This is a genomic window from Nocardioides sp. P4_G10 (assembly GCF_056401175.1).
The window spans coordinates 197,515-213,362 of record NZ_JBFUJV010000002.1; the positions used below are offsets into that span (position 1 = coordinate 197,515).

The 15,848-nt window shown below is 66.3% G+C and carries 10 protein-coding genes; 4 read left to right on the forward strand and 6 right to left on the reverse strand.

Going from position 1 to position 15,848, the window contains the following annotated elements:
* The first annotated feature begins 18 nt into the window (after nucleotides 1-18).
* Complete coding sequence (locus AC1DP1_RS04560) at nucleotides 19-3,219, forward strand: hypothetical protein (RefSeq protein WP_477505835.1); 3,201 nt, start codon at nucleotides 19-21, stop codon at nucleotides 3,217-3,219.
* Nucleotides 3,220-3,359: 140 nt separating this feature from the next.
* On the opposite strand, the gene AC1DP1_RS04565 is transcribed toward AC1DP1_RS04560, so the two are convergent.
* On the reverse strand, nucleotides 3,360-4,982 hold the full coding sequence (locus AC1DP1_RS04565) for a serine/threonine protein kinase (RefSeq protein WP_477505836.1): 1,623 nt from the start codon (nucleotides 4,980-4,982) through the stop codon (nucleotides 3,360-3,362).
* Nucleotides 4,983-5,224: 242 nt separating this feature from the next.
* On the opposite strand from AC1DP1_RS04565, the gene AC1DP1_RS04570 reads away from it, so the two are divergent.
* Nucleotides 5,225-5,914, forward strand: coding sequence for a GIY-YIG nuclease family protein (locus AC1DP1_RS04570; RefSeq protein ID WP_477505960.1), 690 nt, complete (start codon nucleotides 5,225-5,227; stop codon nucleotides 5,912-5,914).
* Between the two features lie 397 nt (nucleotides 5,915-6,311).
* Nucleotides 6,312-7,529 carry a hypothetical protein gene (locus AC1DP1_RS04575; RefSeq protein ID WP_477505837.1) on the forward strand — a complete coding sequence of 406 codons (1,218 nt, stop codon included), beginning with the start codon at nucleotides 6,312-6,314 and terminating at the stop codon, nucleotides 7,527-7,529.
* Between the two features lie 2,017 nt (nucleotides 7,530-9,546).
* On the opposite strand, the gene AC1DP1_RS04580 is transcribed toward AC1DP1_RS04575, so the two are convergent.
* The 3 genes from AC1DP1_RS04580 to AC1DP1_RS04590 all read right to left on the reverse strand — a co-directional run bounded on the left by AC1DP1_RS04580 (nucleotide 9,547) and on the right by AC1DP1_RS04590 (nucleotide 13,922).
* Nucleotides 9,547-10,770: an HNH endonuclease signature motif containing protein gene (locus AC1DP1_RS04580; RefSeq protein ID WP_477505838.1), complete on the reverse strand. Its 1,224-nt coding sequence runs from the start codon at nucleotides 10,768-10,770 to the stop codon at nucleotides 9,547-9,549.
* A gap of 268 nt (nucleotides 10,771-11,038) precedes the next feature.
* Nucleotides 11,039-12,616, reverse strand: a complete 1,578-nt coding sequence (locus AC1DP1_RS04585; protein WP_477505839.1) for an MFS transporter — start codon at nucleotides 12,614-12,616, stop codon at nucleotides 11,039-11,041.
* A 115-nt stretch (nucleotides 12,617-12,731) separates the two neighbouring features.
* Nucleotides 12,732-13,922: a RimK family alpha-L-glutamate ligase gene (locus tag AC1DP1_RS04590; RefSeq protein ID WP_457188073.1), complete on the reverse strand. Its 1,191-nt coding sequence runs from the start codon at nucleotides 13,920-13,922 to the stop codon at nucleotides 12,732-12,734.
* Between the two features lie 52 nt (nucleotides 13,923-13,974).
* Between AC1DP1_RS04590 and AC1DP1_RS04595 the strand changes: the two genes are divergently transcribed.
* Nucleotides 13,975-14,463 (forward strand): ATP-dependent zinc protease family protein, encoded by a 489-nt coding sequence (locus AC1DP1_RS04595; protein ID WP_477505840.1) that lies wholly within the window; start codon nucleotides 13,975-13,977, stop codon nucleotides 14,461-14,463.
* A 2-nt stretch (nucleotides 14,464-14,465) separates the two neighbouring features.
* Here the strand turns inward: AC1DP1_RS04595 and AC1DP1_RS04600 are convergent, their stop codons facing one another.
* Nucleotides 14,466-15,296, reverse strand: a complete 831-nt coding sequence (locus AC1DP1_RS04600) for a hypothetical protein (protein ID WP_477505841.1) — start codon at nucleotides 15,294-15,296, stop codon at nucleotides 14,466-14,468.
* Complete coding sequence (locus AC1DP1_RS04605; RefSeq protein WP_477505842.1) at nucleotides 15,277-15,795, reverse strand: hypothetical protein; 519 nt, start codon at nucleotides 15,793-15,795, stop codon at nucleotides 15,277-15,279. Before AC1DP1_RS04605 ends, AC1DP1_RS04600 begins: the two co-directional genes overlap by 20 nt.
* Between the last annotated feature and the right edge of the window lie 53 nt (nucleotides 15,796-15,848).

Sequence of the window (15,848 nt, forward strand, 5' to 3'; positions counted from 1 at the left end):
GAAGTAACGGAAACCGCAGTGAAATCCAACGTCTTCGGCCTTCTCAGTCGTGTCGATCAGCCGGCAAGGCGACTGAAGCACCATGTAGGCAGCGTCGTCCGGCGATCTCTAGCAATGGTTGTTGTCATCCTGCTCGCGCTCGTCGTCAAGGCGATAGCGACTCTGACGATCGCTGTGGAACTGAACTGGTTTGCCGGACCCGCGGGCGAAGTGTGCGCGGCTTTGAAGCCGGACTGCAATGAACTGGTCTCGCTCGTTGATCGATTTTATGTCTGGTTGCCGGTGCTTATCGTGGGCGCCGTAGTCCTCCTGACCCTTCACCGACTGGACCGGCGCAGACGCGCCGATGTCAGCATTTTGGTCATTGCTGCGTCCCTCGGTATCGCCGCGACCTACCTGCTTTGGCGGGTCCCGCGAGACTCCGATTCGTCGGCGTGGTTCAGGGGTGAACCTGGCTGGGCGCTCGGACTGCTCGTCCTGGCTCTGGTGCTCATCGGGGGCAGGGAAGTGTGGGTAAGCGACGACGGTGCGGCGGCGTCGGAGCGCGCGCACCCGGGACTCACCCTCGTCCGTCACCGACTGGGGCAGCACCGCGTGGCGATTCTCGTCATGGCAGCTTATGCCCTGCTGTTTCTCGTCGCGGACCAATCTAGTGGTCAGGCCCTTGACGCTCTGCGCTCCTGGGGACTTCGCGGTCAGCCGCAGGGAACTACCGCTGCACTTGGGCTGATTAGCGCCCTGCTTCTGTCCCTAACGATCCGCGAGACCGGACGAGAATTTGAGCGCCAGCGTAGCAAGGAGCGAGGCGACTTCGTCACTTGGTGGTGGATCACCGCAGGCGTCGTTGTAACAGTCGTAGGTGTCATCCTTAACTACTCGACGCCAATGGGATCCGGCGTACTTCTGTTGGGTGGCGCCCTGCTGTCAATGGGTGTCATCGGAGTCTTTCCGGCTCCGAGCCGACCGCGTAAGGAGCCGCCGGAGCTCGACTCGCCGATGTCCAGCGGCGATGACCCGCGACCCCGCCTTTCCATCGTCGGTCAGTGGATAGTCGCGCTGCCGTTCCTCGTCATCGCGACCGGACTGGCCAATGTCGCGGTGGACAGATATTGGGTCACGGGCCATGTGGGTGGGCACTACGTCCTCATTCTTGCGGCTTTGTTCCTTGGCGCCCTCGTCTCAGTTGACGAGTACGGGTACCGCCCGCACGAGGACTGGTCAGCCGTAACGAGCGTGATTGTCTGGACGATCCCCGCAATCTTGGTCGCTGTTCCCTTCGCTACCCTTGAAGTGCGAAACGTCACGTTGACGCTTGCAGTGTCGGCTGGCCTGGGGATCGTCACTCTCTCTTACGCGTATGCAGTAATCCGGGGGAACTCAATCGGCTCCCTGCAACTAAGCCTTCCGGTAACTATGTGGGCTTCCGTGGCTGCCGCCGTGTCCGTGCATATCGACCCGATCAAGACCGGCGAGGTGTTCGGAACGGTGACGCTAGTCAATCTGGCGGCCGGGATTTTGGTGGTGCTTGGTTACGGCGTCGTGCGCGCCGCAGCGAAGTACCGTCCGCCGGACTTCCTGGAATGGCTCGGTTACCGCTCGCTTCCCGTGCTCACCATGCTGCTGGCGTGGTGGATCGTCTGCGGAACGGCTCTGCCTGAAGAGATGCACGATGTAGAGGTGGTGCAGCGGAAGGCGCCCGAAACTTGGTCAGCCGAGCAGCAACGTACGCCCGACCTCAAGGACGCGTTCGACGCGTGGGTGCGAGCGCAACCGGAACTGGCAGACCAACCGAAGTCAACTGCAGGGGAGCGACCTCCCGGTAACCCAGACCCTCCGGTCCCAATGATGCTTGTCGCCACGCATGGTGGCGGAATTCGCGCGGCGTACTGGACAGCGCTGGTCCTCGATTGCCTCGTGGCGAGATCTCGCTCAATTGACGAACGCGTTTGTCACGGGCCGCGCCGAGACCAGCCCGGTACTGAGGCGGCAGCTAGACGAATATTCGTGGCAAGCGGAGTGTCGGGAGGGTCTGTCGGCCTGGCCTCCTACGCCCAGCACATGCTGTACGGCGACCTAGAGAACGATGAATGGATCCGTGACAAACTTGGCTCGGACTTCGCCGCACCCACTGTGGCCTGGGGGCTATTTCACGACCTGCCCAACCACGCGCTGGGGGTGACCGCCGCGCGCGGCCGGTGCGAGGGGTGGCGTCCATTCCAATGTGTCCGGCGCGACCGAGCCGGAATACTCGAAGACACCCTCGACAAGGACTCGCCGGAGCAGGGACCTGCTCAGTTGCGCAAAACTTGGGACGAGCGAATGTCCGACGACTCGCTGACGCGCAAAAAGGCAGAGACGGTCCCTCTGCTCGTCTTCAACTCGACTCAAGTTGGCGGAAAGTTCTCGGTGGTGACATCCGCTGCCAAATTCGGCTCGCAGAAGTTGGACCTTGACGCGTCGTCAGGTGTCCGCCCAGTTCGCAACGACGAACCGCTGCCCCTAGGCGGGGCCCTCGAGACGGTTGACCTGCTGTGTAGCGACTCGGATCTCAAATTGTCGACGGCCGCGATGCTCAGCGCACGCTTTCCCCTTGTTTCCCCCTCTGGGCGGCTCTCCGGGAAGTGTGGCCAAAGTCCCGCTGGCCAGCGCTTCAAGTACAAGGATTGTGTGTCCAAAAGGTGCGCCATCTACATGGTGGACGGCGGATACTTCGACAATTCCGGTCTGCTCACTTTGGCGGGTCTTTCAGGTCAACTGCGAAGACTGGTGGCTGCGTACAACGCGACTCATCTTCGCAAGATCGCACCGTTCGTCGTCGACATCGACAGCTCATACCAGGCACGCGATCCCAAGTTCACCGATCCCGGTCAGATCGCGGAATCGACCGCTCCACTTCAAACTTGGGGTGTGAGTGGCGCGGTGGAGCGATGGGCGCGCGGACGCATCTACGCGATGTTCCCACGGCGGTGCGCTGTCACCATCGCGCCCGCGGTGCAGCCGGCGCTGATGGCGCCCCTCGGCTGGTCATTGAGCGAAACGACTATGGGCGAACTTGAGATGGCATTGGACGCCGAGGGGCGCGACGGGGACGGTAAGGCGTTGGGACGCCGGGAGAACTTGCGGATGGTGCAGGGGTGGCTCGGCGACGAGAGCCCGGAAGGCCAGGTGTCCGAAGACCTGCTCAACGGATGCGCTGGGATCGCGCCGACCCGCAGATAGGCGGCAATGCCAGCGACCGGACGTGGCGCCTTCAAGATGAGTGCCGCGGACTCAAATTATTGACTCCGAACACAGGAGTGTGGAGACGGGAACTCGGCGGGACTGGCGGACACGCGGCGTAAAGACGCGTGCTCGTGTTCCTAGGCCGCGCAGTCTTGGCGTTCGCTCTGAAGGACCAGGAGTTCGACCCTGTCGTCCATGATTCCGATTGTGTAAAACACCCCCGGCGCGACTCCCGGATACATGTTGCCGAGTCGATCGCCTGCCGCCACTGGATATGCAGTCCAGACTTCGTCGGCCGAGGAGCCAAGTCTGATCCCTCGAGAGGTAGCCATCTTGCCGACAAACTCGATGGCGACGACTCGCTTCTGCGTTCTGGAAAAGAAGGCGTAGCCGCCTGCGCGCATCCCGTAACGGACGCAGGATCCCCCGGATTCGTTGCTGTACCCCGTCGTTTCTTCCGTCGCCACGAGTTGAGCGCGCGTCATTCCCAGCTTGATGGCGCCGTAGCCGACTCGCCGGTTCCCTCCTAGCCCGGGAATCGCGGCGCGCTCGGCTGGCTGCTCGTGGGTGCGGGTGGTGAGGGCTGCGCCGTGGGCGTGCGAGAACCCGTCGGGGTCGTGGGGGGCCGTTGCGGTCGGCTCTGTCGGTCTCGTGCTTGTTGCAGGGTCCTGCGTCTCTCTCGCTATGGGTATGGCGCCGTCTGTGGTCGAGCTCGACGCCTCAGGTCGAAGCAGCGCGCTGCCTCCGAGAGCCACGTAGGTCATCAGGGATGCCAACGCGATCACCCCAAGCAACACGCCAGGGCGGCGCAAACGAAAAGAAGGACGCGTTGCAAAGTCAGGCCGAGTCTGTGCCCCCGTTGAGTTGCCAACAAGGGTGACGTCCGCGGTGGAATCCCATGCCGTCGCCACCATTTCCGACGTGACGCCACCCGTGCCGCCGAGCTCTCCAACAAGGTGCGCTGCGCTCCTGCGCTCGAACGGTTCTTTACTGAGCGCCCTCGTGACTGGAACAACCAGCGTTGAGTGCAAGGCGTCCGGAACTCTGGAGGTCGCGGACTCCCAAGTACGCAATCGCCGAATGCTTTCGCTCGAACTCGCGCCCGCAAAAGGCGAACTTCCTGATGCGGCGAACCAGCACACACATCCCCACGCGAAGACATCGATGGCACTCGTGGGGACCGCGAATGGGTCGAGTTGTTCTGGCGCCATGTACCCAGGAGAAGCTGGTGCCAACGCCCCATACCCGGTCACCCCCTGAACGTTCTCCCTGACCGCGATCCCAAAGTCGATCAGCCGGGGACCACGGTCCGTACAAATGATGTTCGCCGGCTTGACGTCGCGGTGTACAAGGCCTTGGGTGTGAAGCTGTGTAAGTCCCTCGGCGAGGGCGGAAGCTAACGCGTACTGCTGGTACGGCCCGAGCGGCCCCTGGCGCGCGACAAGCTCGGCAAGAGTCGGACCGTCGATGTACTCGATCGCTACCCACTGCCGTTCGGCACTAAGGTCAGAGGCCAAGGTGTCAGGGACGAATGGTGATTCAACACTCAGCGACGCGAGCACTTCATGCCGGAAGCGACGACGGGCATCGGGGTCGTCCGCATGATCCAGCTGCACCATCTTTACAACGGCACGCTGGCCACCAGTCGTCTCAGCGAGATAGGCAATGCCCATCCCGCCCGCACCGAGTCTCGAAATGACCCTAAACCGTCCGCACAGGTCCGGATCTCCCGGCATCAGGGGTCGGCTCTGCGCCTCCACCGATCCCCCTATCCGCCGAAGTGGTCCGAGAGTAGGTCTGCGTGTTGCTACCCGACTCGGAGCGCAGTCGGGTTCACCAGAGGGTAGGTATGGGCCTAGCAGATGACCTACCCGGTTGACCGCGTTCACCAGATTTGGCGAGCGCTTCAGCGAACTGATGGGTCACCACGCTCAGGACCGCACGGCTGGCGCCTCAGACGGCGATAAGCGTGCCTCTGGCCGGCCGGTTCGATCGCGGCGCAATGACGCGGGTCCGTGGCCGGGCCTCCCCGCTCCGTCCATTTGCCCCGCGGTCGGCTCGCGCAACAGGCAGACTGGGCCTTGTGCAGGACGAGGCAGCGACACCAGACGCTTCGGCGCTCCTCTCTCTGAGAATCACGGCGGGACGAGATGAAGCGCTCACCAGGCCGTGTCCGATCCCAGCGACGCCCGGGGTCTACGCCTGGTACTTCGATCGGGCCCCCGCGGGTGTACCGACGCAGGACTGCCACACAACGGAGGCCGGAACTCTCCTGTACGTCGGTATCTCTCCCAAGGCGCCGAGCAAGGATGGATTGCGCCAGAGTCGGCAGAACCTTCGGACACGGATCCGGTACCACTACCGTGGCAACGCCGCCGGATCGACTCTCCGGCTCAGTCTAGGTTCGCTACTAGTCGACGAGCTCGGGATAGGTCTGCGTCGCGTCGGGTCGGGTCAGCGGCTCACTTTCAGCGACGGCGAGGCGCGCATCTCCGAATGGATGTCTGCGCACACGCGAGTTTGCTGGCTCCCAACTGACAAGCCATGGGAGGCGGAGAGCCATCTGATTTCGATGCTGCCACTGCCCTTAAACCTGGACCAGAACCGGCACTCGGGTTTCCATCACGAGCTCAGCGCGGCTCGCGCACGGCAACGAGCGCGGGCGCGTGAACTGCCGGTCGTCCCCAGATAGTTCGCGACGAACCCGCTGTCTTCGGGAGGCGCAACGCGGCGATATGTCGCACCTCCGTGTCGGCACCGCTGTTCACTCTACGGGGAGCTGCTGGACCGCGCCGGATCGTGCTGGTGCCAAAACAATGGTCTAGGCACTAGGAGTTGATCCTCGGAAGCGCACTTAGGCTGGGAGTTGACCTAGTTCGAGCAAGCGCGGGGAGGAGTGACCCGTGAGCAGTTCGGCCGTCCCGCGAGCGTTGGCTCGCCAACTCGTGTCCATTGGGGTTCTGCTGCTCCTATGGAGCCAAACGTGTATCGCGATTGCGCCTGCTTCACCCGCGTCGGCGACCAGCGTGGGAACTGAGACGTGTTTCGGTCAAGCAGCAACTATCGTCGCCAGGAGCGGGGAATCCGTCATGGGTGGCACGAGTGGGCCGGACGTCGTCGTCTCTTATGGCGCTGACCCGATCTTGACGGGTGACGGCGACGACCTCGTGTGCGTCTTCGGGGGCGCGCGGCCAGACTCCGAGGGGTACTTGTTCGGAATCGACACCGGCCCCGGAGACGACCGAGTTGACACGAGAGGGACTTCGGCTTATATCGCCACCGGGCTAGGAGGCGGCGCAGATCAGTTCGAGGGCGGTCCCGGGTCGGACATCGTGTCCTCAAGTGGACACGATGATCGACTGCGCGACATCGAGCAGGACTTCATCAGTACGGGGGGCGGCGCGGATCAGGTCTACACCTCTGGCGACTCGGACAATGTCGTCCTCGGAGACGGAAACGACACGGTCACGCTGACAGGACTGACCAAGCCGGAAGCTGTTCTGGACGGTGGATCAGGCGCCAACAAGCTAGACATGTATCTCGTCGACGCTCGACGGCGATCCTGGACAGTCGACAATCGAGCAGGGCAGTTGCGGGGCGACGCAACCGTGCGGGCCGACTGGATCGGCTTCACGAATTTTGAGATCGTCGCTCCGGGACCAGTCGAGTTTCTTGGCAGCGGGCTGGACGAGTCGCTGACTGTAGGGCCCAACGTGGTCCCCGGGACCGACGGGTTCGCAAGGATTCATCGGTGGCCCGTAGATGCCCGCATGGGTGGCGGAGACGACGTTGTTGCATTCATCGGGGGTCCCGACGACACGCAGTTTGATGGCGGTCCTGGAACGGACGAGTTGCGCTACACCACGTGGTTGCGCCGCCTCCGGAACACCCCCAGCGAGGTCGTTCTAGACCTGGCCGCCGGATGGCTGACTGACACGGAGGCGAACTGGAGGCGTCGGTGGCAGGCTCGGCGCTTCGAGGACGCGAACGTGCGGAACTCGAGTGGCCGTACGCACATTCGTGGAACCGACGGCCCCAACTTGCTGTCTGCCAAGCGAAGTTCAGCTGACACCACAATCGATGGAGAGTCGGGAGCTGACGTTCTCGTCGGAGGAGGAGGCAACGACTCTTTACGAGGTGGAAAGGGCCGCGACAGCGCTGACGGCCGACCTGGAGGGCGAGATCGCTGTGAGGCCGAGGTTGTCATCTCTTGCGAGAAGGTGGCTGAGAGCTGCGAGGCGTCGCCTATGGCTCGTTCGGGAGCCAGCAAGCCGGCCCTGAACCTCGTCCGCCGAGCGGCGGTATGACGCGGGGGCTGTACAGACAGTCTGGCCTTGGCTCGCTAGGGGCTGCACAATTTCGGTGAGGTGACGTCTCGCAAGCGCAAACTCGGTCTGAGGCTGGGTGATATGAACTTTCCGAAGTGGCGAACTCGCCTACGCTTCAGTCTCGTACTCGCTGCGGCCGGACTGAGCGCGGCAGCAGGTTGTGCATCAGGCGAGTTCTCCGCGAGCCGGGGAGGTGTCGGGCCAGCGCCTGATGCGGCGTCGGCATCGGCGTCGGCATCGGCAGTGCAGGCAGGCGGGAAGGCTGCAGAATCTTCGCTCTTGCGGTCTTCGCTCGAGTGGGGTGAGCTCCAGGAGCTCTTTGGGCGAAGGCCCGTGGGCGTGATTCCGCTCTTCGCTGATGAGAGAGCAACTGCCGTATGGACCTCAGGTCGCCGCATATGGACACGTCACACCACCAGGACGGGTGTCTGGAAGGCAGCCCGGTCTGTGCCCCACCACGTTCGAAGTCCCGGATTGATCGGCGCTGCATCCGACGCCGACGGCGCGCTGACGCTCGTCGGGAAGACGTCGCCCCGTGGCGACCGCTATCGCATCTACTCCTGGTGTAGCCGCCGCAACGGATCATGGACGCGTCCACAACTGCTTGCGTCCGGTTCCACAGACGAGGACCTCGGTACGGCCGTTGATATGTCGGTGAACAGCCGGGGTGCCATCTTGGTGACGTGGATCGAACCCACCACTTTGAAGGCACGTGCTCTGTACCGACCCTCAGGTGGCCCGTGGAGCAAGCCCGTAACGTTCCGAACGCCGTCGTTGTTCGAAGGAATCCGCGGAACAGTGGGCCCAGGCGGCCAAGCCGTCGTGACCTACCCGAACTCGACCGGGAAAGTCGTCGCCGTACGACGCATCAATGGTCGATGGATGCCGCCGACCGTACTCCCTGTGCGCCCATCCCCGCCGACAACGCACGACATCGATCAGGCTTCGTCTCGAAAGAGCTACTTAGTATGGAGGACGAACAGTGGCACGATTCGCGTAGGAACAATCACCGCCCGCGGCTGGCGATCTAGCCGCGTGGCCACCAACGTCGCAGCCGCTTGGGATGTGCAGATCACAGCGAACGCCGACGGTGGAGCGCTCGCCCTGTGGACACAGGGACCATTCGCAGCGGCTCGACCCTTCTCAATGCATGGCGTCCGTCGCCACGCAGGGGGACCGTGGCAGGCACCCGAGGTACTCGTTCCGCAAGCCGTGTCCAATGCGCCTGAGGTGGTGAGCAACCCACGGGGTGACGTGTTGCTGTCCTGGCTCGGCCCCGGACTCGAGGGCGCGACATACGACGTCGAGCCCTACGTCATGTTCCTCGCCCGCGGCAGCAGCTCCTATGCACCTGTCGATATCGGTGCTGGCACCGGAAGCAACACCGGAGGCGGCACGCCCCCTGTGGCTCTCGCCCGCGACAGTCGCGCCCTAGTCGTCTGGCAAAGCCTTGTCGGACCACCCTCTCTAGTCGATTGGGGACCAACGCTGCTGCGTAGCGGCTACCCGGTCACCTAGTTTGTGCCTCGCAGGTGAGTGCCGGAGCGAGCCAGGACATGAGCCTGTTGCCGTTGCCGGCGTGACGGCTGATTGTTCGCGGCGGATAGACGCGGACAAGCTGAGCCCGCCCGCTGGGAGGTGCCGCCGGATGACGTGACGTTTCCGCCAGCGGTGATCAGCCGCACCCGCTGGTCGTAGTGCCTGCCCCGTCCGTGTCGTAACCCCACTCGCACAACCATCCGTCATGACCGCCGGTTGCCTCGACGAGGAGTAGCAAGAAGATCAGGAAGAACGCCACGGTCATGATGACGATGGCTCGTAGCACCCGCGCTGTCAGCCGGCTCATTGAAGGAGCGTACGACTGCGAGCGCCGTCGGTCATCGTCCGAATCGGTCACAAAGGCGCGCGAGACAACAACCGGGCAGCGCGACACGGCACCGTTTCCCGGCATTCGACAGTGACCGGCATGCGGCGCTGTGTGGCACCCCTCGCCGGCCTACGTCCGCCTGGCGAAGGTGACCTTGTTGTCGGCGTGGATGGTCATGGCGTAGCGGGAGTCGTGGGCCAGGCGGTGGTGGCGTGGGCAGAGGAGTCGGCCGTTGGTGAGGTCGGTGAGGCCGAGGCGGGACCAGGGGGCGTCGTGGTGGGCGTGACACCCGGACGCTGACGTCTCGCAGCCCTTCGCAGTGCACCCACCGTCGCGCAGGCCGAGGGCGATGCGTTGGGGCTTGTTGTAGAGCCGCGCGCTACGTCCCAGGTCCAGCGGCTGCGACGAGGTGCCGAGTACGGCGGGGATGATCCCGGCCTCACACGCCAGACGGCGGGCCTGCCCGGCTGTCATGCGCGAGCCGTCGTCGAGCAACGCCGTGGCCTGCTCGGCCATCAGCTGCTCGAGGGTCATGGTCACCACGACCGTGGCATTGACGCCTGCGGTCTGCGGGGTGGCGTCGGCTGGGTAGCGCTCGACGTACTCGACGAACGCCTCGCCGAGCCGCCGGCGCAGGGGCTTCCAGTCGCCGGTTTCGTCGCGGAGGTCGGCCTCGGTGTGGCGGGCTGGGTTGGCGAGCGCGAGGAGGTGGCGCTTGAGCATCGCGCCCACGTGGGACGGCACGGTGAACCTGCCGTGGCAGCGCCCGGCGCCGTCGTCGACCAGCGTGAGCTCGACACCAGCAGCGGCCCGCGCCTCCTCGCCCGCGAGCACGGACTCCTCGTGGCACTCCCCCACCTCGGGGGCCACCACGTCAAGGATGCGTTTGCCGATCTGCCTCAGGTCGCGGGCGTCGTGCCGGGCAGCCAGCTCCAGAAGGGTGGTCTCGGCGAGCCTGCGAACATCAAGATCTACGTCCGACGGGAGGGCGTCGACTGCCTCGACGATCACCCGAGCCTGCTCCGTGCGCACCTCACCCGATGTCAGGGCCGTGGCCACGTCGACGTGCTGCCCGAGCGCCCGGCCCAGCGCCAGGTCACGACCAGCCTCCCGTCGGGTCGTCCGCGTCGCAACCGACAGCCACGCCGCGGCGTCGCGCAGCCCGTGCTGCTCGCCCACGTCGTCGGAGGCGGCCAACACCCGCGCGGTCAACGCGTCGAGCTGCGAGCGGGCCGCGGCCACCGCCACCAGCGCCGACTGCTTCTCCCCCACCGACATGAACGTCGGCTCGACCGACGCGACGCTCTTCAAGGCGGTCTGGACGTCGGCGGCACAGCCGATGATGGGATGCACTCGGGCCACCTCCTCGCACGCGCTCACTGGTCACCGCCCGGGTCCGGGGCGGAGCGGTGAGGCATGACTGGTGGCGCCGTTGCCAGGGCGTCACCCGAGAGCCGTATGGCATCCCGTCAGCACCAAGACGGGTTCTATGGGCAACTGTCCTGATCCCCAGATCCCCATCACCTCAGACGAGAGATCCTTTCCGGACCAGCGTGCTGCCACCATCGTACGCCTGTTCGAATAGCACCGCAAGAGTCATTCGCGCCGGTTGCGTGAGGTCTCACCCAAGGCCCACATCGTCGGTCGCCGACGGCGCAGGGTCAGGTAGCCGCATCATCCGGAACGCGACAACGACCCCCACCAGGGAGGCAAGAAGCGCCACGAGGAGTGCGACCTGGAGCGCGAGGTCCCGGGCGTCGTCGTTGATGGCGAGGACCTCGTCCTGGATGTTCTCGGGCTGGCCGGCGAGGAGCTCCTCGAGCTGGGCGTCGCTCATCACCTGCGCGTCGTCCTCCAGGACCGTCGCGACCCGCTGCTGGTCGGCCGGCGGCAGGACGCTGCTGGACTCCGCCATGCTCGTGAAGGAGGTCGACAGGGTGGCGAGCATGATCGCGCCGGCGAAGGCGAGACCAAAGGACAGACCGAAGGATCCGGTCGCAGACGTGACGCCCGCGGCCTCGCCGACCCGGTCCTCCGAGAGCGGAGCGAGCGCGTAGTTGTTGAGCTGGGAGGCGAGGAGGCCGAGGCCGGCACCGGCGAGGATGAGCGGGATCGCCAGGTGCCAGCCGGAGTCCGCCCGGGGCACCAGGAGGATGAGGCAGGCGATCGCCGCGGCGAGCAGGATGAAGCCCGCTCGGATGATGCTGCTCGCCCTCCGCTGCCCAGCCCTCCGCCCGGCGAGCAGCGCGACGCCGAACATCGTGAGCGACAGCGGCGCGAGCGTGATGCCCGCCTGGAGCGCGTTGTAGCCCCAGACGAGCTGCAGGAAGATCGGCAGCGCGATGAGCATCCCGCCCAGCGCGACCTGTTGCAGGAAGATCTGGGTCACGCCGGTGCTGAACAGCTTGGACGAGAAGAGGCCCGGGTCGATCAGCGCGGGCTTGCCGTCGCGCTTGCGGTGGATGAGCCAGGACACCAGACCGGCCATCGCGATGACCCCGATCGCGAGCAGCAGCAGTACGGACTCGGCCCCTTCCTGCCACGCGAGGACGCCCAGCACGAGGCCGCCCATGCCGATCACCGAGAGGAACGCCCCGGGGACGTCGACGGACCGGTCGCCGGCGTACGGCACGTCCCGGATGCCGCGGCTCCCCAGGAGCACGGCTCCGATGATGAGCGCCTCCAGCAGGAAGCCGACGCGCCAGGACAGCAGCGTCGTGACGAACCCCCCGACCAGGGGACCGATCGCGGCGGCGATGGCCCCCGATGCGCCGACCAGGGCGAACACCTTGGCGCGGGTCTTCCCCTCGAAGTTCCCGTGGATCAACGACTGCATCGCCGGGAGGTAGAGGGAGGCGCCGAGCCCGCCGAGGACGGCCCAGAAGACGATGATCGCCGTCAGGCCCTGAGCGAAGACCATCGCGAGCGCCCCGACGGCGTAGAACAGCATGCCGAGGACGAACGCACGCTTCCGCCCGAACAGGTCACCGATCTTGCTGCTGATGAGGATGAACGCAGCGGACACGAGCGCCTCGATCGCCACGGCCGACTGCACGCCGCTCACGGTCGTGTCGAGGTCCTCCACGACGGCCGAGATCGACACGTTCATGAACGACGTGTCGATCACGAAGACGAACATCGCCGCCGCCAGGAGGATGCCCTGGCGCGGCGTGCCGCCGGAGTCTTCCGCAGGAGCCATGCGAATCACCACGCCATCGGTGCCGTGGCGACGGCCGAGCATCGCCGGGGGTCAGTCGACCCATCGTGGAGCGCGCAAGGCGCTCCCGGCTTCACCCGCAGCGAAGGACCGTGGGCTACGAGCTCTCGGGCGGCAGGTGCTTCTTCATCAGGCGCCGGACGCGCTTCTGCTTGCGGTCGGGGATCATCGAGCGCATCTCCTCGAGCTTGCCGAAGCAGAGGAGGCGGTCCTCGCCCTCGAGCACGGTCTTGTTGCGCGGGTTGGGGATGACCTGGGGTCCGCGGTGCAGCGTCAGGACGGTGATGTCGCGCTCGTCGAGGCCGGAGTCGCCGAGCTTCTTGCCGACCATGTCGGAGCCGGCGTGCACGACGATCTCGGCCACGCCGTAGCCGGTCGAGACGGTCAGCCGCTGGCGTACGTCGATGTCGGGGAAGGCCACCTGGTTGGCCATGTAGTCGACGATCGCGCCGGCGACGTCGAGCTTGGTCGCGCGCTCGATGCCCTCGAGCCCGGGCGAGGAGTTGACCTCCATCACCTGCGGGCCGCGGCGGCCCTCGAGCATGTCGACACCGGCGACGCGCAGTCCCATGATCTGCGCGGACCGGACGGCCACCCGCTCGAACTCCTCGTCCAGCTCGACCGGCTCCACGCTGCCGCCGCGGTGCACGTTGGAGCGGAACTCGTCGCCCTGGGCGACCCGCCGCATCGCCGCGACCACCCGGTCCCCGACGACGAGGGCGCGGATGTCGCGGCCCTTGCTCTCCTTCACGAAGCGCTGGATCAGGACGTTCTGCCGGGTGCTCTGCAGCGTCTCGATGATCGCCTCGGCCACCTTGATGGTCGGGGCCAGGATCACGCCGATGCCCTGCGTGCCCTCCAGCAGCTTGATCACGACCGGCGCCCCACCGACGCGCTCGATCGCCGGGATCACGTCGGCCCGGTCCTGCACGAAGGTCGTGGCCGGCATCGGGATCTTGTGGCGCGACAGGATCTGCGTGGCGCGCAGCTTGTCGCGGCTGTTGGCGATGCCGTAGCTCGTGTTGGGCGTGTAGACGTCCATCTGCTCGAACTGGCGCACGACGGCGGTGCCGAAGTAGGTGATCGAGTTGCCGATGCGCGGCAGCACGGCGTCGTACGTCGACAGCTGCTTGCCGCGGAACAGCAGGTCGGGCTCGTCGCCGGTGAGGTCGATGCCGAAGCGCAGGGTGTTGAGCACCTTCACGTCGTGGCCGCGGTCCAGGGCGGCGGTGCGGAGCCGCTGCGTGCTGTAGGACCGCGGGGCCCGGGACAGGATGGCGAGCTTCATGGGACGTCATCCAACCACCTGCCCGGAGCCCGCCACCTGCCAAGATGGCCGCGTGGACCCCGCCCCCCAGCCGACCGAACCCGAGAAGGTCGTCGTCGGCTGGCGCGAGTGGGTGGCGCTCCCGCAGGCCGACGTGCCTTGGGTGAAGGCGAAGATCGACACAGGTGCGCGGTCGTCGTCGATCCACGCCTTCGACCTCGAGGTGTTCGAGGAGGACGGCCACGAGCGGGTGCGCTTCTCCATCCACCCGTGGCAGCGCTCCGACGAGGACCACGTCGAGCTCAGCCTGCCGGTGCTCGACATTCGCGAGGTGCGCTCCAGCAACGGCCAGGTCGAGAAGAGGTACGCCGTCTCGCTCGACGTCACGCTCGCCGGCCGCACCATCACGACCGTGATGACGCTGAGCAACCGGGACGAGATGGGCTTCCGGATGCTGATCGGGCGCGAGGCGCTCGAGCGCGGGTTCCTCGTCGACTCGTCGCTGTCGTACGCCGGTGGCAAGCCGCGCCGCGCCGTGCGCCGCAAGAACTGGGGCAAGTAGCCCTAGCGCAGCTTGATCTCGCAGCTCCTGAGCTTCTCGCCGCTGCACCGGTCGCGGTTGGCGTTGCCGTCGACCGTGTCGCGACCGGGCCCGCCGACGAGCAGGTCCTTGCCTCGGCTGCCCGAGAGGGTGTCGTTGCCGCCGTCGCCGTAGATCCGAATCGTCGACCTCCGCGGGTCGCAGTCGAGCAGGTGGCCGTCGTCGGCGGTGCGGAAGAACTCGAGCGAGTCCTTGCCAGCGCGGCCGCGGACGGTGGCGGTGCAGGCGTAGACGCGGAGGTCGTCTGCTTTCTTCGTGCCGCGGACGTTCATCCTCTTCGCGCCGACGCGCACGTCGTCCCAGCCGCGGAAGGTGCTGCGTTGGGTCTTGCCGAAGAACCGGTTCTCCAGCCGGCCCTCGGGCAGGTCGAGGTCGAGCCGCGTGCCGGCCCACAGGTCGACCGAGTCCTCGCCCGGCCCGCCGACGTACTCGCTGTCGCGCCAGCCGAGGCCGTTCGGCGCGAGGAGGGTGTCGTCGCCGCCACCGAGGGCGAACCGCAGGACCGTCCTGGCACCGCGGTTGAGGAAGACGCGGGCGTACTCGTCGCGGTCACCGCCGATGAGGGACAGCGAGCGCGGCGCGCCGGGACCCAGCTCGAATCGCGTGACCTCGCCCGTCCAGGAGAGCACCGATGCACCGTCCTCGGTCCACGATCGCCGGGCTGCGTCGATGGCCACGTCACCGACGCCGAGGGCGGGTCGCAGCTCGGCCGAGGTGCCCAGCGCCACCCGTGAGCCCGGCGCCTGGATCCCGTACCAGTACACGACGTGCCCGTCACCGGCGAGCTGCAGCACGTCGGGGTTTGGGCACGTCGAGCATCCCGGTGAAGTACTGGTCGGCGGACTGGCCCAGGCGCGTTCCGGTCGTCGCGACGACGGTGTCGGCCTCCAGGTCCACCGGCCCCCCGCCGTCGTTGGACCCGAGGACCACGTAGTCCCGGCCCGCCGAGGCGGTGTAGTGGTCGGACCCGGTGCCGAGCTCCGCGTCGATCGTCGACGCGGACGCGGAGGCGTCCACCACGTCATTGCCCGCGCCGGCGCGCAGCGTCACGAAGACCGGGGCCGTCACGTCGGTGACGCAGACCAGGTCGTCGCCGCCCAGCGTGGCGACGCCTACGGCGCCGTTGGTGACCACCACGTCGGGACCCTCCGTGCCGGTCACGCCGAGCTGGCCGGGCGTACCGACGATCGTGGCCGCCCGTCCCTGGCAGGTCTCCACAGCCGCCTGGGCCGTCGGCGCGGCGAGCAGCGTGGCGGTGAGCAGTCCGGCGGCCACGAGGGGCAGCGGTCGCATGAGGTGTCCTTCGATCGGGGTCCGGTCCTAGGGAGACGCTGCCAGACGCCGAG

Excerpts from the sequence above, each read along its gene's own strand:
- AC1DP1_RS04590 (WP_457188073.1), bottom strand. The coding sequence starts at position 13,922 with ATGAAGCTCGCCATCCTGTCCCGGGCCCCGCGGTCCTACAGCACGCAG.
- AC1DP1_RS04585 (WP_477505839.1), bottom strand. The coding sequence starts at position 12,616 with ATGGCTCCTGCGGAAGACTCCGGCGGCACGCCGCGCCAGGGCATCCTC.
- AC1DP1_RS04570 (WP_477505960.1), top strand. The coding sequence starts at position 5,225 with ATGACGCGGGTCCGTGGCCGGGCCTCCCCGCTCCGTCCATTTGCCCCG.
- AC1DP1_RS04605 (WP_477505842.1), bottom strand. The coding sequence starts at position 15,795 with ATGCGACCGCTGCCCCTCGTGGCCGCCGGACTGCTCACCGCCACGCTG.
- AC1DP1_RS04575 (WP_477505837.1), top strand. The coding sequence starts at position 6,312 with ATGGGTGGCACGAGTGGGCCGGACGTCGTCGTCTCTTATGGCGCTGAC.